This is a genomic window from bacterium SCSIO 12643 (assembly GCA_024398135.1).
Classification (GTDB): domain Bacteria; phylum Bacteroidota; class Bacteroidia; order Flavobacteriales_G; family Salibacteraceae; genus CAJXZP01.
Map to the genome: position 1 here is coordinate 2,680,288 of CP073750.1, position 21,554 is coordinate 2,701,841.

Sequence of the window (21,554 nt, forward strand, 5' to 3'; positions counted from 1 at the left end):
TAATTGTTTGGGATGTCAATAAAAGGTTGATTTTTTATTCTAATGGCTTCTGAGGAGTGGTAGGTTTTTGTATTAGTTTAGTGGCATGTGGAAATGGCTAAAGATATTCTTAGGACCTCTTTTGGGTGGAGTTGTTTTTTATTTGTTGCAGCAAAGCACTCAGGATCAGAATATGTCGATCACGGGAGGGGTGGCAGTGTGGATGGCTGTCTGGTGGATTACGGAAGCTATTCATATCTATTTTACTGCTTTGATACCGATTACTATTTTACCATTTGCAGGAGTGATTAGTATGAAAGAACTAGCTCCGGCTTACATGCCTGAAATCATATTCTTTTTTGTTGGAGGTTTCTTATTGGCGTTTGCGCTGGAAAAATGGAATTTGCATCGAAAAATAGCATTGAAATTACTATTGATTTTTGGGCATACGCCAAAGCGTATTTTATTGGGTTTTATGTTTACCAGTTATGTGCTCAGCATGTGGATTTTGAATACAGCAGTGGTCATGATGTTGTTACCTGCCGCTTTGGCGGTACTCACTCAGATTTCAAAGTCGGTAAAACAGGGATTCGAAAACTTGAAAACACCTATATTATTAGGAATGGCATATGCAGCTTCTATTGGAGGAACTGCGACATTAATTGGTACTGCTCCCAATTTATATTTTATGGATTTTTACAATAGCCATTATCCGGATTTGGAGCCGATTACATTTAGTGGGTGGTTTATGGTAGGGCTTCCAGCGAGTTTGATTTTTTTTATGGCGGCATATCTGTTTTTGGTTTGGAAATACTTTAAACAACAACCAGAATTAAATTTAAATGTGGATTACATCAAAGAAGAATATCGTAGGTTGGGGAAAATGACTTTTGAGCAGATTGGTGTGGCTATTGTTTTTTCGATAGCAGTTCTTTTATGGTTTACAGCAAAAGATGTTTCTGTAGGAGCGTTTCATTTTAAAGGGTGGACGCATATTTTCCCTGAACCAAAGTATATCAAGGAAAGTACGATCGCGATGTTAGCAGCATTTGTACTGTTCATATTGCCGGCCAAGAATGCTCAGGGACATTTGTTAGATTGGGAGGCAGCTAAGAAAATACCCCTGGGAATGATTTTTTTATTTGGAGGTGGTTTTGCCATTGCCAAAGTAATTGGGATTACCGGACTCTCAAATTGGCTTGGGGAAAGTTTGGCATTTGTTTCTGCATATCCTCCGGTTTTGGTGGTGATATGTTTGGCCTTGTTTATGACTTTTTTCACAGAGCTTACGTCCAATACTGCTTCAACGGTTTTGATGTTACCTATATTGTTGGCATTGGCTTCAAATGTTAATGCACATCCAATGCTCATAATGATGCCTGTGATCATGTCGGCATCATTTGCATTTATGTTACCCGTAGCAACACCTCCGAATACGATTGTCTATGCTACCGAGCAAATTGATAGTAAAGAAATGGCATCTACCGGATTTGCTTTGAATTTAATTGGCGTAGGCGTGAGTGTGTTTTTCGTTCTGGTGTGGGCAGCCTGGGTATACGGAATATAAAATTACTTCACCGAAGTTTTCAGAAGTTCTTGCCCTTCAATTGAAGCGACTAATTGATCTCCGATTTGCACAGATCCAACACCTGCTGGAGTTCCGGTATAAATTAAGTCTCCTATTTTAAGTGTAAAATATTTTGAGATGTGTTCAATCAAAGTGTCGATATCGAAAAGCATGTCTTTAGTATTCCCAATTTGAACGGGAGTTCCATTTTTTTCTAGTTTGAAATTTAAATTTTGAAGATCTTCAAATTGATCCACTGGAATAAATTTTCCGATAGGAGCGGAACCATCAAATGCTTTGGCAATTTCCCATGGTAAGCCTTTAGACTTAAGATCCTTTTGTACATCTCTTGCTGTAAAGTCTATTCCAACAGTGATTGAGTTGTAGTATTTATGCGCGAATTTCTTTTTGATGTGTTTTCCCAATCGATTGATTTTAACTACAATCTCAAGTTCGTGATGAACATCTTTGGTGAAATCTGGAATAAAAAATGGTTTTTGACTTTGAAGTAGCGCTGAATCGGGTTTCATAAACATAACCGGTTCTTTAGGAACAGGGTTGTTTAGTTCTTTTGCATGCATGGCATAATTACGCCCAATACAGATAATCTTCATGTTATTTTTTATTCTGATTTCTAATTTGTTGTAATACTTTTTTGGTGTTTTGAGAAAAATCACCTTTCATCATCCAGCCGTAATATGCCGGTTCTGTTTTGAGTACTTCAGCTACAGGTTTTCCTTTGTGTTTTCCAAAGTTGAATACCGTAATATGATCATCGTTTTTTACAAAACGTCCTGCAAGATCCACCGCATTATGCATAGTAGTGAATTCACTTAAAAATTTAGTATCGCGTTTTAAGTCAGTGTATTTTGCGAGTTGTGCTTCTAAAATTTCATAAGTAGCTAAAGTATCGGCCTCTGCACTATGCGCGTTACTTAGGTCTTTTCCACAATAGAATTTATATGCCGCTACCAAAGTACGTTGTTCTTTTTTGTGAAATATGTTTTGTACATCAATCAGGTCTCGGTCTGTCACATCAAAATCGTAACCTACCCGGTGAAATTCTTCAATCAAAAGTGGGACATCGAAGCGATTAGAATTATAACCAGCCAAATCACAATCATTTAAAAATAGATAGAGGTTTGGAGCAAGTTCAGAAAACGTTGGCGCATCTTTAACATCCTCATTTGTGATGCCATGAATCGCGGTTGATTTTTCAGGAATTGGAATTTCAGGATTGACTTTGTAGGTCCTCGTTTCAGCTTTGCCGTTCGGCATTACCTTATGAATAGAAATTTCAAGAATTCGATCTGTAGCGATATTAACCCCAGTTGTTTCAAGATCAAAAACAGCAATTGGTCTGGTTAGTTTTAAATTCATTTCGATGTTTGAATGATAGCAAAATGCTTTTTGTTTTGATGAAGCAAACTTAAGAGATTTAAGTTTTACCCATAAAAAAACTCCCCGGAAATGAGGAGTTTTTTCAATTTGTATGTTTGCTAGGTTTATTGCCCAGTAACGATCTCTACTTCACATCTTCTGTTTTGAGCAGTGTATCTTAAGATGTAACCTCCGTTAGCGTCAGTGTCTTTGATTTTCAATTGAGACTCACCGTAACCTTCGATGATCATTTGATCAGGATTTACGCCATGTTTCTTGAAGTAATCAGCAACTGTTTTTGCTCTACGTTTTGATAAACCAACGTTATAAGAAGCTGGACCCTGAGAATCTGTATGTCCAGCAATCACGATCTTTTTATTTGGATCTTGATTTAAGATTTTCGCTACTTTTTCTATATAAGCTCTATCTTCATCATTGATATTTGATTTATCAAAGTCAAAGTAAATTTCGTGAACGAATTTACCATCTGCATTCTTAACAGGAGCTGGTAGCTCTGCCATCAATTCGTCTTTCTCCCATGGAGTTACACGAGACTCAGGATCAGTATATGCAGGACTCTCTGGAGATAAACCTGTCACAAATGCTTCTTTACTTTGATCTCCTCTTGCAGCATTGATATCATAGAATGCGTTTGTCAATGTAGATTTTTGCTCGTAAACAAATTTGTCTCCATCTTCTTTCAACTCACAAGATAACATTTGGAAAATATCGTACTCACTACATTGTTCAGGAATACTGATGTTATAAGTATGTGTAGCGTAACCTTTTACATTTAATGATAAGATGTAATCAGTTTCAGTATTTACTTTATAGCTATAGTGTCCACCTTCTAATAAAGGATTAACTGTAGCAACAACTGAAGAATCTACATTCATCAATGTTAAGCTTGCACTGTCAATCGGATGTCCGTTTAAAGCGATGAATTTACCAGTTAAGTTGGTAGTAGGAACATCATGACAAGTCCATACTCTCCAAATATCATAGTCTCCTTCACCTCCCATACGGTCAGAAGCCAGGTAACCAAACTCTTCGTTGTCTCCTGTTAAACGGAAGTGGATATCATTTGCCGGTGAGTTTACAGGTACGCCCATATTTTGAACATTTCCCCAACCCGAATCAGTTTTGGTTGCTACAAAGATGTCAAAATCACCAATTGAGTTGTAGCCTTTAGACGCGAAATATAGTTTCTGACCATCGTTGCTGATAAATGGAGACCCTTCATCGTATTCCGTATTAATGCCTTTTAAGAATTTAAAGCTACTCCAGTTTCCATCAGCATCTTTAACAGACTCATAGATATCAGTACTGTTCCAACCACCACCACGATCACTGGTAATAAAGATGTGATCTTCAGCTCTGTTTATTGCGATAGAAACGATTTGATTGTCAGTGAAGAAAGTGGTGTTAATCCCATATTTTTTAGGATCTTGTAAGTTTTCAGAAACATACAATGTACCTGTTCTATAAAAGAAAAACTTAGAAAGGTCTTTACTGAAAGAAATAGATGATTCGTTATCTTCAGATTCAATGTTTTTATTTAATACAACACCATCTGCTTTAGCTCTGGGAAGCCATTTTTTGTATACCGGATCATAATTGGTATAAAAAATCTCTTCCTGACCTTTAGCTTGAAAGGTCATGTATTTAATGTTAAAAAGGTTGGCATTGGTAGATGTGAAAACCAATGTTTTTAAATCTTCATATACCACAGGTGCATAATCCAAAAACATAGTGTTGACATCGCCCCCAAGATTTTCAACGAACATGCCTTCGGTAGGTGAATTGGTCAAAGCTTTACCAGTGTTACACTGATCCATTCTTTGATCCATCAATTTACTTAGACCTTTTTCAATACGTACACCATCAGTGGCTTTGTATTTGTCGTAATATACTTTTGCAGAATCAAATTGACCCATGTAGTGAAAAGACTCACCTTTTAAAAGTAATACACCAGGTGTTTGGTCAGGATCCACTTTATTAAAGTAGTCCATGGATTTGTCTGCGTTAATTCTACTATTTAGAAAAGCAACTCCACAGTAGAGATTTAGTTCCTGGTCATCAGGTTTATCCTTGAGCAATTCCAAATAGATTTGCTTGGCTTTCTCCCAGTTACCATCTTCCAAATAGAACATAGCTCTCTTCGGAGTGATTTTCTCAGGCTTTGTGCTCTGCGCAAAAGTTGAGATGCCAGACAATAGCAAAACTGCCAGCATGATTGTCGTAGAAGTAAATTTGTGCATTCCTTTTAACATTTGGGGTTTGTTATGCTTCAAAAATAAACATAGGTGATAGTGGACACAAATATAGCAATCAGTTTTATTCACATGAGATTATTGATAACCGCATGCGAATAAAACTTTGATTAAGTGGGCTATAGTTCCCTGTTTGGATCGAAAGATTCCAGATAATCTGCTACGCGTCTTACGAACATTCCGCCAAGCGCTCCATCGATTACACGGTGGTCATAAGCGTGTGATAAGAACATTTTGTGACGGATGCCAATAAAGTCACCATCAGGAGTTTCAATCACAGAAGGCATCTTACGAATGGCTCCAACTGCCATAATGGCAACCTGTGGTTGGTTGATTACAGGAGTCCCCATAACATTACCGAAAGTACCCACATTGGTTACGGTATATGTTCCTCCTGCGATGTCGTCTGGAGATAATTTGTTGTCTCTGGCCTTTGTGGCTAAACCATTAACTTGTTTAGCAAGACCTGTAAGATTGTAATTGTCAGCATTGTGAATTACAGGAACGATTAGGTTTCCACTTGGTAAGGCAGTTGCCATTCCCAGGTTAATATCGTTCTTTTTAATGATGTAATCACCTTGAACTTCAACATTTACTAATGGGAAGTCTTTGATTGCTTTTACAATAGCTTCCATAATGATAGGAGTGAATGTTAGTTTCTCTCCTTCACGTTCGAAGAATTTATTCTTCACTTTGTTTCTCCAGTTCACGATATTGGTCACATCTGCTTCAACGTATGAAGTAACGTGTGGAGAAGTATGTTTGGAATTAACCATATGCTTCGCGATAAGCTTACGCATACGATCCATTTCAATAATTTCTACATTTCCACCAAAATCATTTGGATTCGGAGCGCCTTGTGGTACCGGAGCCGCTTTTGGTTGAGAAACAGGAGCAGTTGCAGCCGCTGGAGCTGCTGCTGGTGCAGTTGAAGCTGCCGTTTGACGTCCGTTGTTGATGTAGTTTAAAATATCTTTTTTAGTTACTCTGTTGTTAGAACCAGTTCCTTGAATAGATTCCAATTCTTGAAGAGAAACACCTTCTTCTTTAGCAATGTTTTTAACTAAAGGAGAGTAGAAGTTGTCACTTGATGAAAAATCAACATTTGCAGTTGGAGCTGCCGCAGGAGCTGCATTAGTAACTGCTACCGGTGCTGGAGCTGAAGTTTCTGCGACCGCTGGTGCAGCTGCTGTTTCTTCTGCAGGAACATCTGAATCACCTTCTCCGGAAATAATTGCAATAACATCCCCAACTTGAGGTACCGCACCTTCTTCGAATAATATTTTGGTAATCACCCCGTCTGCAGGTGAAGGAACTTCAGAATCTACTTTATCTGTTGCGATTTCTACAATTGACTCTTCTGCTTCAACTGTATCCCCAACAGCTTTTAACCATGTTGTAATTGTTGCCTCTGCAACACTTTCTCCCATTTTAGGAAGTTTGACTTCTATTTGTCCCATAGTTGTTGATTTTTAAGGACTGCAAAAATACACTAAAAATTGATTGTATTAATTGGAATGAGCCAAATTATCCATTGTTATTTTACTGAAATGTAGAGCTAATTATCTAGATTGTGTCTTTGTTGCCAAATTATTGAGAGGTCAAGGAGTGGGTCGTATTTTTTAGCATAGCTCAAATTAAGATTCTCAAAAAAGTCTTTTGGTTTGTTTTGACCTTTGTATGCCATCCCTAAATGAAGCACTGTAGGTTTTATGGATTGAGACAGTGACTGATGGTCGTCTATAGGTGAAAAGCCTACCCAGGTTTTTTGTCCAATCAAAACCTGAAATAAATTTCGTAAAAAGTCTTTTACAGATTTTTGAATGAAAATCAGAATAGGTGAACCTACAAGAAGAATAAGCGAAATGAAAATATCAAAGAAACGTTTGTTGTTTTTGCTTTCTTCTTTCAAAAATGTATTGGTGGTATGAATGGATAAAATCTCGCCAGAAGTATTTATGGATTGACTTCCAATAATAAAAGTGCTTTCGGGTGGTGCGATTTTTAATTCAATTTGTGGATTTTCCTGAATCATCATTTCATTTATAATGGAGCCGGAATCCATATCTTCTCCGCAATAAATGATTTGATTGATATTAAATATTTTTAGAGCATCTGGTAATTGGCCCAGATTTGCTATAAAATGATCGGAAGTGTTTTTGAAGTTATAACTTGGATAAACTTCAAGAATCATTTCGGGAACGTTAGTTGTTTTTTGCAGAAGCTTTTTAACGCGTTCAATCCCTCCTGATTTGCCTACAATGGCCATTCTGATATCTTGCTGGGTTTTAAATAAAATGGCTTTGAAATTAAGTTGATTCAGAACGGTACGGTAAAGTACGATGTTGATTGCAGAGAACAATGCACCCATAAAAATAACCACTCTGGAAAACCGGTATGCTTCGTCTAAAAGACCATAAAGTAATAACCCGGTAATACCACCCCATAAAACCCCCTTTAGAATTCGGTTGATGAATGGACTGGAATTGTAGCCATTATTCACATAAATTGAAATTAGGAAAATGACTCCATAACTTGGAAATAGCCATTTTAAAATTTGTTCGGGATAAATGATATCAGTAAAACTACTGTACACATTTGAGGTGAGAAACAACGTTGATACGATAATTAAGAAGTCCAGAATGGGTAGGATCGACTTTTCTAAAAACCTTCTGGTTAAAGCAATTCCAGCTCTAAAATAAATCGCCATTCGAATTAAAATCTCGAATACATTGGCGTTGGATTTTGAAAAATGCTTTTTCGCAAAAATGATCATGGCATTGTAAAACACCAATACATAATTGACACTACTTTTCTTCGTGCTTTCTCCTTTATAATGGATAATTCTGGTTTCCGGGAAATAATAATTGTCATAACCACCTAATCGGATACGCCAGGAAAGATCAATGTCTTCACCATACATAAAGAAGTCTTCGTCCAAAAGTCCAACCTTATCAAGAACGGAGTTACGCATCATCATAAATGCACCAGCCAGAATATCTACTTTGTGTGTTTCGTTTTTATCTAAATGTCCCAGGTGATACTGTCCAAAGGTTTTTGATTTCGGGAATAGGGCAGAAAGTCCAAAGATCTTATAAAAGGCAACCATCGGAGTGGGTAAACCGCGTTTGCTTTCTGCTAAGAACTGGCCTTTGCCATCCACCATTTTTACACCCAGTCCACCTGCATTTGGATGTTGATCCATAAAATCTATACACTTTTTAAAAGTGTCTTCTTCGACCAGAGTATCCGGATTGAGCAATAGCACATAATCCGCTTTCGAAATTCGAATGGCTTGATTATTTGCAGATGAGAAACCTTTATTGTCTTTATTGGCAATGATCTGAACTTCAGGGAACAATCTTTTGGTCATTTCTACAGAACCATCGGATGAGTTGTTGTCTACAACGATGGTTTCAATTGGAGCTAATTGAGCCGCCTTTCTCACTGAGTGAAGACACTGCGCTAAAAAATACTCTACATTGTAGTTGACAATTATGACTGTTAACCTTGGTTTCTCCTGCATCCTAAATCAATCTAAACTATAAGGAATTGTCATATGGCGTTCTGTGCAATAAAGAACGACCCAATGTGATTTCATCCGTGTACTCCAATTCATCTCCAATTGGAATACCTCGTGCGATTACGGTAGTTTTTACATCCAGGTTCATTAATCTCCTATAAATGAAAAAACTGGTGGTATCACCTTCCATAGTTGAATTTAAAGCGAAAATAACTTCTTTGATACCTTCCTGTTCCACACGTTGAACTAAAGAATCAATATTTAAGTCACTGGGGCCAATACCGTCTACCGGAGATATATGACCACCTAAAACGTGATAAGTGCCGAAGTATTGCTGCGTGTTTTCAATAGCAATGATGTCCCTCAAATCCTCAACCACACAAATAGTTTTGTGCTCTTCTCGTTTTAGATTTCCACAGATATCACATATGGGTGTTTCAGAAATATTATGGCATTTTTTACAAAAGCCAATGTCATTTCGCATGCTTACAATGGAGTTAGCGAAATGATGAACATTATCTTTAGGTTGTCTAAGCATATGTAATGCTAGACGTAGTGCGGTTTTTCGTCCAATCCCTGGAAGTGAAGCAAACGCTTCAACACCTTGTTGTAATAATTTCGAGGGGATATTGTTCATGCGCCAAATTTAATATTTATACCTGCTATTTACATGTTTATTTCGAATATCCTGTATGATGCTTCTCGCAAGTGAATTATTGAGTGTGAAATGTGAATATCTCTTCCCAAAATGAGAACAAAACCTTTTGAAAATACACTTCATTTGTGGGATGTCGCCAGAATTAATCATTTCAGTAATAGTCATATACTTTTTGGTATTAATGGCTGTAGCTCATTATACCAGTGAAAATAGTAATTCAGGATTCTTTATGGGGAATCGCCAGTCACCCTGGTATGTGGTCGCTTTTGGCATGATTGGAGCTTCTCTTTCTGGAGTGACATTTCTTTCTGTTCCTGGATGGGTGGCAGGAATTAAGTTTACCTATATGCAGATGGTGTTGGGCTATTTGTTAGGATATGCTGTGATTATTACGGTCTTGTTACCCTTATATTATAGGTTGAATCTAACGTCTATATATTCATTTTTAGGTGATCGGTTTGGAGTCAATTCGTATAAAGTTGGCGCATGGTTTTTTATGATATCCAGAGTGATTGGAGCCGCATTTAGATTGTATTTGGTTGCTATGGTTTTTGATTTAACCATATTTCAAAAGTTGGAAATGGACGTCCCATTTGCAGTTATTGTATTGATTACAATTGGATTGATTTGGTTGTATACTTCCAAAGGTGGAATGAAAACTATTATTTGGACAGATACATTGCAAACGGCTTTTATGTTGATTGCGGTTGTGGTCACATTGTGGGTAATCGCAGATCGAATGGATTTAGGTTTAGCAGGTATGGTGCAGACGATTCACGATAGTCCGTATTCTCAAATGTTCGAATTTTCAGATTGGAAAAGTTCCCATTTCTTTTTGAAAGATTTTCTGGCTGGAGCATTCATTGCGGTAGTAATGACCGGACTGGATCAGGATATGATGCAAAAGAATTTAACTTGTAAGACGTTAGGAGAATCACAAAAAAATATGGCGTGGTTTAGCTCCACCCTGGTCTTTGTGAACTTGATGTTCCTATCTCTAGGGGCATTGTTATACATTTTTACCGCTCATGAAGGAATCGCGATTCCTGAGAAAGGAGATGCATTATTTGCAACCATAGCCACGGATGGGCATTTGGGAATTGTAGTGGCATTATTTTTTGTTTTGGGGTTAATTGCAGCGGCTTATTCCAGTGCGGATTCCGCATTAACTGCTTTAACGACTTCTTTTAGTGTGGATATTTTAGAGGTGCAAAAGATGAGTGAGGAACGACAGATTCAGGTGCGTAAAAATGTTCATGTTGCGATTTCGGTAGTTTTGGCGATTGTTATTATCGTATTCAAACAGTTTAATGACGATAGTGTCATTAGTGAATTGTTTAAACTAGCAGGTTTTACCTACGGACCAATTTTAGGATTGTTTGCATATGGAATTTTTACCAAAAAAGCGATTCATGATAAGCTGGTTGTTTGGGTGGCCGTTATTGCGCCACTAGTGACTTATGTGCTGTATAAAAACTCAGCAGAATGGTTCAACGGATATAAAATCGGATTTGAACTCTTACTGATCAACGGGCTATTCACTGTTATTGGATTAATCCTGATTTCGAAAAAGAATTAAGGATTAAATAGATTGATCACATAGATGTTTTTCCACATTTTTCCAGTGACATAAAACTTTTTGCTTTCGGGGTGATATGCAATTCCATTAGTTTCTAACGCCTGATCTCCAATTCGATCTTCTTCTAATTTAAGATCAGTCAAATCAATTTTAGCCATTACTTTTCCGTTATCCATATCGATTTTAATGACCCAATCGGTTGTGTAAACATTGGCATAAATAAAACCATCCACGTATTCTAATTCATTCAGATAATTTACCGGACGACCATTATCAAATACTCTTAAAGTGGCAGTTTTCTCCAATGTGTTCGGGTCTATGAAATGCAAATCAGGGGAGCCGTCACTCATGATCAGAGATTCCCCATCTGTAGTAAGTCCCCAGCCTTCACGTGTCGGGATTTGGAACGTACGTAATTGTTTACGGGAATTAAAATCATAAACAAATCCTTCACGACTTTTGTAGGTGAGCTGATATACTTTATCGTTTAATATGGTAATACCTTCACCAAAGTACTTTTTAGGAAGTTGATTGTGAACGTCAATTTCTCCGGTACTAAAATCGACTGATCCGTATACCGAAACTGTTGAAGGTAAATTTTGAGGTGAACCCGTGCTTTCAAATAGTTGATCATTATAAAACAGAAAGCCCTCTGTAAATGAATTGGTAGAATGCGGTATTTTCTGATCCACAGAATACTTTAAGGTTGGAGTAGGTAGCTTTTTGGGGCGTTTTACCTTTTTACTTTTAGGAGGTGTAGACTCTCCGCAAGCAGAAAAAACGAATATGGAGCAAACCAAAATTATGGCTGGTAATGATCTCATGGTTTTGAATATTTCGAGCGCAAAATAATGATAAAATAGGTCAGAATTAAGATTCTTGAAATGGGATATAAATTTTTCATACATTTGCGTCCAGTTTGTGGTAATGATATCTGCCCTAAAGTGCCGAATTGGCTGATGATGTCTACAGGAAAGTTAAAAACTTAAGTAGATGGCTATGTCAAAAAATACAATTGCTACACCACAGTTCTCCATTCAAAATTTTCAGCATTATTCTCTGTTCCTACTCAAGTGGATTCTCATTGCTATTGTAATTGGTTTGCTAACAGGGAGTGGCTCAGCCTGGTTGTTAATGGCTTTGGAATGGGTAGGTTCATACCGTGATGCGCATATTTGGATTGTTGCGCTATTGCCAATTGGAGGCCTTATCGTTGGACTTTTATATCATTATTACGGAACGGATGTCGTAAAAGGAAATAACCAAATTATTGAGGAATTTAATAGTCCCAGACAGATTATTCCATTTAAGATGGCGCCATTGGTTTTTATAGGGACGGTGATTACACATTTATTTGGTGGTTCTGCAGGTCGAGAGGGGACTGCCGTTCAAGTTGGAGGCGCTATTGCAGATCAATTTACCAAATGGTTTCATCTTCGTGATGATGATAGAAAGTTGCTGTTGGCAATGGGAGTAAGTGGTGGATTTGCATCTGTATTTGGAACGCCCCTGGCTGGAGCCGTTTTTGCTCTGGAGGTTTTGATTGTAGGAAGGATGCGCTATGAGGCTTTGATTCCTAGTTTTCTTACCGCCATAGTTGCGGATTACGCATGTGAGTTATGGCCAGTTCATCATACACATTATCAAATCAGTGAGGTGCCGGAGATGATTCCTCAAACATTTTTATATGCGATTATAGCAGGAGTGTTTTTTGGACTTACTTCGATTTTGTTTTCCAAGTCGATTCACTTTTTTAGCGATAATTTTAAACGATTTGTGGTATATCCTCCTTTAAGACCGTTAATTGGAGGAGTGGTACTCGCAGTAATATTTTTAACTTTGGATACTTCAAGGTTCATGGGGTTGGGAGTTCCCACAATCTCAGCAGCATTTGTAGAACCTCTTCATTCATATGATTTTATTCTAAAATTATTATTTACTGCGTTTACAATAGGAGCAGGATTTAAAGGAGGAGAGGTAACGCCCTTATTTTTTGTTGGAGCAACGTTAGGAAATGCTTTAATGTGGGTTTTGCCATTGCCTATGTCTTTGTTGGCGGGAATGGGATTTGTTGCGGTCTTTGCCGGTGCAACAAATACTCCTTTAGCATGTATCTTAATGGGGATTGAGTTATTTGGAATTGAGAGTGGGGTATTTGTAGCTATTGCTTGTGTGGTAGCTTATTTGTTTTCCGGACATACCGGAATTTATACTTCACAAATAATAGGAAGTCCAAAGCACAAGAATTTTGAAGGACAGAAGAAAAAGACAATTAGCGAACTAAATCATAAATAACAAACTAACATGAAAGTATATAACGTAATTGGAAATATCCTGGATATAGAAATTGTATCGGATACCGTAATGCCAGATGATATTAAGAAAATAGAGTCTGTGATGGAGAAGATGTTGAATCAGTATGATAAGATTTCTATCCGAATCACTTTGGGAAGACATTTGGAAATGACGCTTAAAACGCAATTAGAGGTTTTAAAAGCAGGAATCCAAATGCATCAATATATTCATCGTTTAGCAGTAATTGGAGATCGAAATGTGCTGAAGTTACTTACAGCCGTTGATAACCTGGTGGTACCATGGCAAGAAAAGTATTTCCATATTGATGATTTGGAGCAAGCTGAAATATGGCTGAAGGAAGATTAGTCTCTGCTTACGATTAGCTTCATTCTAGATTGAAATATTTCTTCGGATAGGTTCGTCTAATGAAATAAAAGTTTCAGTATGGGTGATGCCTTTTATTTGTTGAATTTGAAAGTCCAATACTTTCATGAGGTGTTGATTATCTAAAGCGTATAGTTTGATAAATAGCCCGTAACGACCTGTGGTGTAATTGACTTCCACCACTTCCTTAATGCGTTCCAATTTTTCTATCACTTCTTCGTACAGATAGTTCCGATCAATAAATACTCCTACGAAGGCGCATGTATTGTATCCCAGTTTTTTTTCATCTAATCTTAGGGTGAATTCTTTAATTACTCCTTTACGTTTAATTTTTCCGATACGCTGATGGATTGCAGCACTCGTTACATCAAGAAAATTGGCTATATCCACAACTTTCATTCTGGCATCTTTAATCAGGAATTTTAAGATTTTTTTATCGGTACTATCTAAATTAAAGTTCATGATGAATATTTTGTGGGATTTGCTTTCAAAAATATGCTTAAAAAAGCATTTTAAAATAAAAAATGATAGCAAAATAGTTGTTTGTGTAATGAAAATTTAAAAATCCAACGTTGAAGATTTAATCTATTTATAGTATTGCCCAGATTTCGTTAAAAAACAAAATAGAGGATAATCAGATTTTTTAAAAAGGGTATGAAAACAAAAAGAAGTGGAGCAAAATATTCGGCAATTGTTGGAATTGGAGAAGAGTTAAATCGATTGTCAGTCCAGACCGGTAAAGAATATTTACCGTTAAATCGTGGGGTGAATTCGGTGACCTTATTAGATTTAAATCCCATCATTGATGAAATTGATTTTAATTCGAAAGAGATTCAGTTGTACCCTGCAAATTCAGGAATGCAGGAATTAAAGGATGCGATTAATTTGGAGTATTTTGCAGGTGCTGCGAATTCGGATCATATTTATATCACCAATGGGGGGATGAGCGCGTTAGATTTAATTATTAGTTCATTGGATTGTGATACTATTTACGCGCATAATTTCCATTGGGGAGCATATCGAAATATTTCCATTTCGAATCAAGTAACACTGGACGTATATCCGGATTTTGATTGGTTATCTTCCAACATAGACCTGTTGAGAGGGAATGCAATTATTATTTGTGATCCTAATAATCCATTAGGCACAAAGTATGACGATGAAAAGTTATTAGAAGTAGTTCAGTTGCTTACGGTAAACGATGTTACTGTAATTTGGGATGGACCTTATAGACGGTTATTTATAGATCATTCGGATACGTTGTATCAAGACTTGGCTCAAAATGAGAATCTGATTATTACCGAGAGTTTTTCAAAGTCTATTGGTTTACCGGGACAACGTTTAGGTTTTATTTATGTGAAGGATGCTGAATTTGGCGAAGAACTTAATATTAAAATTCTATACACCACCAATGGGATAAATACTTTCGCACAGTTGTTAGTGACAAAGCTTTTTTCTACAACTCAGGGACAAGAGATCATTAATGACTTTAAGAAAACCACTGTGGAAGGAATTCAAAAAAATATCCAGTATTTAAAGGACAATGATCTATTGGTTGAGCGATACTATCAAGATGCAACACCAGTAGGAATTTTTGTTGTAATTAAGAAAACATATCAGGAATTATTAGATCACAGAATCGGATCAGTTCCTTTAGATTTCTTTACTCCAAATAAAGATGAAGTGGATAATGTATCACGAATCTGTGTGTCGGTGGAACATGAAAAGTTTGTGCGTTTCTTTAAAGTTTTTGAAAGAGAAATGGTCATGTAATGAAACCTGTTTCATTGAGTTCAAGTAGAAGTTGAAGAAGACTTTTAACAATCTATCTAGTTATAAAGAATAACGTGGACTAAAGTCAAAAATCTAAAAGTACTTTACAATGAATCTGGGTTAATTAATCGGGACATTTGGAGTGGTTTTTTGATGGATGATGATACAAATCGTTTTTCCTGGAGCAAGTAGCACTCCTGGTTTCTGACGGAAGTATATAAATCCTTCAATACTAGATTCAAATTCTAAGGAAAATGTATCAGATTCGATATCACAAAGAATATCTCCTTTTTGGATTCGATCTCCGTCAGATTTTAACCATTTGGATATTTTGAAGTGTTCTCCCAGATTGAGGGGTGGGATTTCAATTTCAGAAAATTCAATATGTGGATTTTCCTTCTTGTAATGTTTAATAGTTTCGGGACTATATTCGATATAGTGATTGGAAACCTTAGCTGGCGATTTGACGAGTTTTGAAAAGAAGCGATTAAAAAGGTTGTTGTTAGAAGCCATGTAGAGTTGATACTAAATAATAATCACGTAATGTCTCAAATGTAGACATTTTAAGCAGAGAATCGAAAATTCTAAAATTGATTAAAAAAAGAAAGCTATCTTTAGCCCTTTTTGAAAAATAACGACATGCAAGAAGGAACAATCTTTGGACATCCAAAAGGACTATTTATTTTATTCTTTACCGAGCTTTGGGAGCGTTTTTCATACTATGGAATGCGAGCCATTTTGGTACTTTATCTCACGGCAGAAACTACAGATAAGTTAAACCCGGGTTTAGGCTGGACAAGTAAAGAAGCTTTGGCGCTTTATGGATGGTACGGCATGTTTGTCTATTTTATGGGGATTTTTGGAGGTGCTATTGCCGATAATTGGTTAGGTCAAAAGAAGTCTGTTCTGATTGGAGGTGTTTTGATTATTCTCGGGCAATTTGCTTTAGCCATTGATAGTATTAATGCTTTTATGGGAGGATTGGTGTTACTGGTCTGTGGAGTTGGATTATTAAAACCGAATATTAGCACCATGGTAGGTAGTTTATATGCTGCCGGAGATGAACGGAGGGATGCCGGGTTTACCATATTCTATATCGGAATTAATATTGGAGCGGTATTGGCTCCATTGATTATTGGTTATTATGGAGAAACAGTCAATTGGCATTTAGGATTTTCACTCGCTGGTTTTGGGATGATTTTAGGACAAATTGTTTACGTTTTTGGAGGTAAATATTTGAAGGGAGTAGGAGATTTATTGAAGCATTCTGAGGAACATGCACATTTGGTTAATAAACCATTGACCAAAATTGAAAAGGATAGAATTCTTGTGATGTTCATTTCATTCTTGATTGTTATGGTGTTTTGGGCAGCATACGAACAGGCTGGTGGTCTAATGAATTTGTATGCCAGAGATAAAATCAACCGTGTGGTAATGGGGTATGAAATTCCAACAAGTTTCTTCCAGTCATTACATGCGTTATACGTGGTGATATTGGGTGCGCCAATGGCTTATTTCTGGACGCAGTGGCGTAAAAAAGGCAAAGAATCATCTTCGGTTTTTAAGATGGGAGTGGGTTCTATTATTATGAGTTTAGGTTTTGTGGCTTTGATGGGAGCAGCATATGATGTTTCTGAAAGTGCTTTAGGTAAAGCTCCTGTTTATTGGCTATTCCTTTCATACTTTTTGCATGTAGTAGCAGAGTTAAGTTTATCGCCAGTGGCATTGTCTTTTATCACGAAATTGGCTCCTGCAAAATATGCGAGTTTAATGATGGGCACTTATTTTGCAATTACCGGATTGGGTAACAAAGTAGCTGGTTTGCTGGGAGAAGCGGCTCAGGACTCTGGAGAAATGGCCATTTTTACCGGGATTACGGTATTCACTTTCTTGCTGGGTGTTTTGATTTTAATATTCGTGAAGAAACTTAAAGCGTTGGCTCATGGCGCTGAAGACGTAGGTCATACTGAGACTTTTGTAGAGCCGGAATAAATAGATTGGTATTAGATTTTTTGATTTAAGTCAAATATAAAACTTGATATAATCAGGACTTTTGTAGGGAAGTTAAATCCTAACAATGAAAAAGTTCATTTTCGTAAATCTGATTTTTATTATCGGGATGATCATTTTGACATTAAATCATATTCATGCCTGGTGGGTATGGGCGATCTATATTGCTATTTGGTCAATTTCTGATTCTTATTTTGCTAAAGATTTCCATTTAACATGGGTACAATGGGTTTGGATTATTTTGGGGCTATCCGTGTTAGATATAGGGATATTAACAGTTTTATCCTGAGTTAGAAAGATTTTATTTTTCCGGATTATAGATTAGCTTTATCCTTATGAAATGGTATCTGCTGTTCATAGGGTTAGCTTTTTGGGGATGTAAAACATCCGAACCTGTTTCTGAGAGATTACCGGTATGTGGAGGATCATATCACGACATCGTTATTAAGGAAAAAGATTACTATGTAGTTTGTAACATAGATGATACAGCCCAAAGTAATCCCGTTAGAAATAGTCAGGAACCCTTTTTATTAATAGATATAGAGACCCAAAGTGATACGCAGAACTTGTTTATCATGCTTATTGAAGAAGAAATTCCAGAGATTATCAGAGAAATGGGAATTATAGGAAAATCATATTGTTCTATTCAAATATCATCTGGGGGGCATATCAATGAAGTGAAAACTTTAAGGACAGTTTTGCCTTATAAATACAATTACATAGAAAACCGACTTGTAAAGATATCTCAAGAATATCAGGTAATGGATCAGACATATTATGATCGGGTGTTTTACGTGATGGTGAATTTGAGAATAAGATAATCAACGCGATTTAAATAGAAAGGGGAGCAATTTGCCCCCCTTTTTTGCTATGAGAAAAAATCCGATTTCCGATACTACAACTACCTTGAAATCGATAGAAAACTATTTGACAATAAATGTTGAGGTATTGATTCCTCCATGCGTATTAATTCTGATCATGTAAATACCAGAGGTCAGTTGAAGATCAATGGTTACTTTCTGACTATTAGGTTTCTGATTTAATACCAGATTACCGGAAATATCCAGTATTTCAACTTTTTCAATGGTTTGTGTTGTTTCAATATGAAGCTGGTCACTTACCGGGTTAGGGTAAATGCTGAAAAGGTTGTGGTTCAACTCATTGATTGAAGTACCGATCACATTGTATTTTTCAGACTCTTTTGCGCAACCATTGTTTAGAGCTACATACACCACGTAATCACCATTGGCTGTAGCCTGATGTGTCATTTGATCAGCTCCGGTGATATTGGAGCCGTCTAGTTTCCATTGGTAAATGTCGGCAGAAACGGTTGTTGACAACATAAATCCGTTTGCGGTAATAACCGGTTGTTGTGGAGCTCCTTTCTTAGTAACGGTAATTGTATCTGAATGGTCAGACCAACAGTTGGCATCAGCAATTTTAACGAAGATTTGAGCAGCATCCTTTACAGTAATCTGCGGATCTATACTTCCATTTGACCACTCATATTGAATTGCACTAGGTGCATTTAATATGATAGAATCTCCGTCACAGAATGAGAAATCTGCACTATTCGTTGTAATGGTTGGAGTTGTAGGCTTTGTCAATTGGTTAATGCTGGTGAAAACGGTATCATTTGTATAACAACCATTATCTACCCCAATAGCCCAAATATTTTGTGCTTGAAGTATTTGTAAGCTATTACCGATTGAACCATCACTCCATAAAGTAGAATCTGTAGAAGACGTGATGTTTAATGTATCTCCCTGACACAGGTCTACATTTGCACCGGTAGAAAGAATCGGTAGCGTAGGATTTCCTTTTAATGAAACGTTCAAAGTATCATATTCGGTACACCCCTGTTTAGTCACAGCAACCCAGTAGGTATCTGCGCTATCAATTTGAAGAGAAGCTATGTTTGTTCCTCCTTTCCATAGGATTGAATCGTAGTTCAATACATTATTTTGAATAGATAAAGGAATATTACTACAGATACTCGTGTCGTTGCCCAGATCTAATCCAAGTGGAGCCGTTGAGTTGAATACGGTATTTAAAGTATCATTTGATGTATTGAAATCGTTCATTTTGCGTAACCATACTTTGATGTTATACACATCCGGAGTGCTTAAATCTTCGGTTCCGATAGTAAATAATGTATCCTGTCCCACTAGTAGCCGGTCATAATAAGCTCCGGTAACTACCGGGTTATTATTGATTTGATATGAGAACTCAATAGGATACAAATCAGTTTCACCCACATTTTTAAGTTTTACCTGAATGTCTTCATTGGCAGAAAGCGAACAAGAACCATTCATACCAGGTAATGCAGAAATGGATTGTAGTGCAATATCTGTTCTTTGATTAGAAACGATGATATCATCAATGGCCCACCAGAATTTAAATGTGCTATTATTGGTAGAGTAGTAGGTAAATCGAATCTTCGCATTTGAAACCCCTGCGAGCTCAGTAATGTCAATGGTTCTTGGTGCTAGAATGCCAATGTTGGGTTGCGTATATACTGCAGAGAAAGAGTTGTTGATCTCAACCCCATTACTTTTATAGACTTCTATCCAACTTGACCCGTTATATACATCGATTTGGGTATAAACCTCTCCCAAATAATTACATAAATAAGCCTCATGCCATGAAAGACTTAATGTGTCAAAATCACTGGCATCAAATGAAGGCGTTTCTAAATAAGATGAATCGGGATCAGTGAATCCAACATTGTATTGATAATGTTGTCCGTCAAATACAGCGAAAGGGCTATTCATGACGTATGAGACACCATTGGTATTCGGATTGTCAAACCTGAATTTTTCGTTGGCATTTGCGATTCCATTGTTGGTCCATCCATAGTATGAAACCGAATCCGAAGGTGCACAAAAATGTTCTTCGAGAAGTATATGATGATCCTTTTGGTAGTCGAATTCATAGATTAATCCTGAAGACCCGACTATAACTCCGGCATGTTCATTTTCCCAGGAAATGTCTCTAATTGTGGAAGAATAAGGTACATTTTGAGGATTCCATGTTTGACCGGAATCAATGGTCAATAATAATTTACCGGAAGAACCCATTGCGACTCCCACCGAGTCATTGGCAAATCGGATACCCCATAAAAAGCTGGTTGTTCCACTGTTTAATGTTTGCCATGTTTGTCCGTAATCTGTGGTTTTAATAATGGTTCCGGACGCACCTGCACCGTATATGGTACTATCGTTTACCAAACATCCAGCATAAATACTGGAGATTCCACTTGATGCGGGGTGAATAGTAGTCCAGTTATCCCCACCATTTGTAGATTTTAGAATTTCGCCATTGGTGCATAAAGCGTATCCGGTATCCGCATTGGCAAACAAAAGTTCATATGGAGTAGAAGCTAAACCTGTTGGAGTTACATCCTGCCAGGTATCACCATAATTCGTTGTTTTGTAAATGATTTTACCACCAGAGCCACCTCCTGAGATAAATCCGGTAGAATCATTTATGAAAAAAGTAGATACTAAAGCAGCAGTTGTTGTGGTATTTACAGTCGCCCAGGTGGTTCCTCCATCAACAGTTTTCATTAAACGACCACTGACTCCTGAAATGTATCCGGTTTGAGCAGAAGGAAATGAAATATCTCTAAAACTTTGAGTCACGGTACTTGGAATAGTTACTTTTTCCCAATCATTACATCCAGCAACCTGTTTGAAAAGGTTTCCTGAATTACCAAGAGCAAATCTAGATCCACCCGGGGTTTTTAAAGTTTTCCAGAAAGAGCTACTGAAGCTGTCCAGAATGTTGTGTTTAGTGGTTTGCGAATGCAACGTAGGTAAAAGGACGAGCATTAAAACCGCAAAAAGTATGTTGTTTTTCATGATATGATATTGTTTATTTAGATTCATTTTAAATAAGCCGCGCAAAAGTATTTTGCCGCTTAGTAAGGGGACAATACCTAGTATATGGTAGTTTTTTTAGAGGTTATAGAAAGAGTATGGATAGCCAACTGTGAATCAGATTTTTTGATAAAACCATGATTTTTCTAAAAAACGAAAATTACCTAGTTATAGGGATGGGGTTGGTGTAATAAGGTTAAAAATAAAAACATAAAAAAGAGGTAGATAAAATAACTACCTCTTTTACATGAG

Annotated in this window: 18 protein-coding genes; 8 read left to right on the forward strand and 10 right to left on the reverse strand. The window is 37.0% G+C overall.

The annotated features are described in order from the left end of the window. Positions 1-85: 85 nt before the first annotated feature. Complete coding sequence (locus KFE94_11540) at positions 86-1,546, forward strand: SLC13/DASS family transporter (GenBank protein ID UTW65287.1); 1,461 nt, start codon at positions 86-88, stop codon at positions 1,544-1,546. A 2-nt stretch (positions 1,547-1,548) separates the two neighbouring features. Here the strand turns inward: KFE94_11540 and KFE94_11545 are convergent, their stop codons facing one another. From KFE94_11545 to recR, 6 genes are all read right to left on the reverse strand, one after another. Next, positions 1,549-2,160: a fumarylacetoacetate hydrolase family protein gene (locus KFE94_11545; protein UTW65288.1), complete on the reverse strand. Its 612-nt coding sequence runs from the start codon at positions 2,158-2,160 to the stop codon at positions 1,549-1,551. Position 2,161: 1 nt separating this feature from the next. Beyond that, complete coding sequence (locus tag KFE94_11550) at positions 2,162-2,926, reverse strand: 3'-5' exonuclease (GenBank protein ID UTW65289.1); 765 nt, start codon at positions 2,924-2,926, stop codon at positions 2,162-2,164. A gap of 125 nt (positions 2,927-3,051) precedes the next feature. After that, on the reverse strand, positions 3,052-5,187 hold the full coding sequence (locus KFE94_11555; protein ID UTW65290.1) for an OmpA family protein: 2,136 nt from the start codon (positions 5,185-5,187) through the stop codon (positions 3,052-3,054). A 131-nt stretch (positions 5,188-5,318) separates the two neighbouring features. Continuing rightward, positions 5,319-6,659 carry a 2-oxo acid dehydrogenase subunit E2 gene (locus KFE94_11560; protein ID UTW65291.1) on the reverse strand — a complete coding sequence of 447 codons (1,341 nt, stop codon included), beginning with the start codon at positions 6,657-6,659 and terminating at the stop codon, positions 5,319-5,321. Positions 6,660-6,757: 98 nt separating this feature from the next. Then, positions 6,758-8,725, reverse strand: a complete 1,968-nt coding sequence (locus KFE94_11565; GenBank protein ID UTW65292.1) for a glycosyltransferase — start codon at positions 8,723-8,725, stop codon at positions 6,758-6,760. 16 nt (positions 8,726-8,741) lie between these two features. After that, positions 8,742-9,359, reverse strand: a complete 618-nt coding sequence (gene recR, locus KFE94_11570; GenBank protein UTW65293.1) for a recombination mediator RecR — start codon at positions 9,357-9,359, stop codon at positions 8,742-8,744. Between the two features lie 151 nt (positions 9,360-9,510). Here recR and KFE94_11575 point away from each other — a divergent pair, with 151 nt between their 5' ends. Further along, positions 9,511-10,959 carry a sodium:solute symporter gene (locus KFE94_11575; GenBank protein UTW65294.1) on the forward strand — a complete coding sequence of 483 codons (1,449 nt, stop codon included), beginning with the start codon at positions 9,511-9,513 and terminating at the stop codon, positions 10,957-10,959. Here KFE94_11575 and KFE94_11580 read toward each other — a convergent pair. Beyond that, positions 10,956-11,783: a glutaminyl-peptide cyclotransferase gene (locus tag KFE94_11580; GenBank protein UTW65295.1), complete on the reverse strand. Its 828-nt coding sequence runs from the start codon at positions 11,781-11,783 to the stop codon at positions 10,956-10,958. The genes KFE94_11575 and KFE94_11580 overlap by 4 nt on opposite strands. A gap of 169 nt (positions 11,784-11,952) precedes the next feature. On the opposite strand from KFE94_11580, the gene KFE94_11585 reads away from it, so the two are divergent. Both KFE94_11585 and KFE94_11590 read left to right on the forward strand, forming a co-directional pair. Beyond that, positions 11,953-13,254, forward strand: a complete 1,302-nt coding sequence (locus KFE94_11585; GenBank protein UTW65296.1) for a voltage-gated chloride channel family protein — start codon at positions 11,953-11,955, stop codon at positions 13,252-13,254. 9 nt (positions 13,255-13,263) lie between these two features. Next, the gene (locus KFE94_11590) at positions 13,264-13,620 is read left to right on the forward strand and encodes an STAS/SEC14 domain-containing protein (GenBank protein ID UTW65297.1); all 357 of its coding nucleotides are present in this window, start codon (positions 13,264-13,266) and stop codon (positions 13,618-13,620) included. A 24-nt stretch (positions 13,621-13,644) separates the two neighbouring features. Here the strand turns inward: KFE94_11590 and KFE94_11595 are convergent, their stop codons facing one another. Then, complete coding sequence (locus KFE94_11595; protein ID UTW65298.1) at positions 13,645-14,100, reverse strand: Lrp/AsnC ligand binding domain-containing protein; 456 nt, start codon at positions 14,098-14,100, stop codon at positions 13,645-13,647. Between the two features lie 192 nt (positions 14,101-14,292). Here KFE94_11595 and KFE94_11600 point away from each other — a divergent pair, with 192 nt between their 5' ends. Further along, positions 14,293-15,411, forward strand: a complete 1,119-nt coding sequence (locus KFE94_11600) for a pyridoxal phosphate-dependent aminotransferase (protein UTW65299.1) — start codon at positions 14,293-14,295, stop codon at positions 15,409-15,411. A 120-nt stretch (positions 15,412-15,531) separates the two neighbouring features. Here the strand turns inward: KFE94_11600 and KFE94_11605 are convergent, their stop codons facing one another. Next, complete coding sequence (locus KFE94_11605) at positions 15,532-15,924, reverse strand: lipoyl domain-containing protein (GenBank protein UTW65300.1); 393 nt, start codon at positions 15,922-15,924, stop codon at positions 15,532-15,534. A gap of 126 nt (positions 15,925-16,050) precedes the next feature. On the opposite strand from KFE94_11605, the gene KFE94_11610 reads away from it, so the two are divergent. The 3 genes from KFE94_11610 (at position 16,051) to KFE94_11620 (ending at position 18,242) form a co-directional block, all read left to right on the forward strand. Continuing rightward, positions 16,051-17,403: a peptide MFS transporter gene (locus KFE94_11610; GenBank protein ID UTW65301.1), complete on the forward strand. Its 1,353-nt coding sequence runs from the start codon at positions 16,051-16,053 to the stop codon at positions 17,401-17,403. A gap of 85 nt (positions 17,404-17,488) precedes the next feature. Further along, positions 17,489-17,710, forward strand: coding sequence for a hypothetical protein (locus KFE94_11615; protein ID UTW65302.1), 222 nt, complete (start codon positions 17,489-17,491; stop codon positions 17,708-17,710). 46 nt (positions 17,711-17,756) lie between these two features. Then, positions 17,757-18,242 (forward strand): hypothetical protein, encoded by a 486-nt coding sequence (locus tag KFE94_11620; GenBank protein ID UTW65303.1) that lies wholly within the window; start codon positions 17,757-17,759, stop codon positions 18,240-18,242. Between the two features lie 102 nt (positions 18,243-18,344). Here KFE94_11620 and KFE94_11625 read toward each other — a convergent pair whose 3' ends face one another. Beyond that, positions 18,345-21,284 carry a T9SS type A sorting domain-containing protein gene (locus KFE94_11625; GenBank protein UTW65304.1) on the reverse strand — a complete coding sequence of 980 codons (2,940 nt, stop codon included), beginning with the start codon at positions 21,282-21,284 and terminating at the stop codon, positions 18,345-18,347. Positions 21,285-21,554 lie beyond the last annotated feature (270 nt).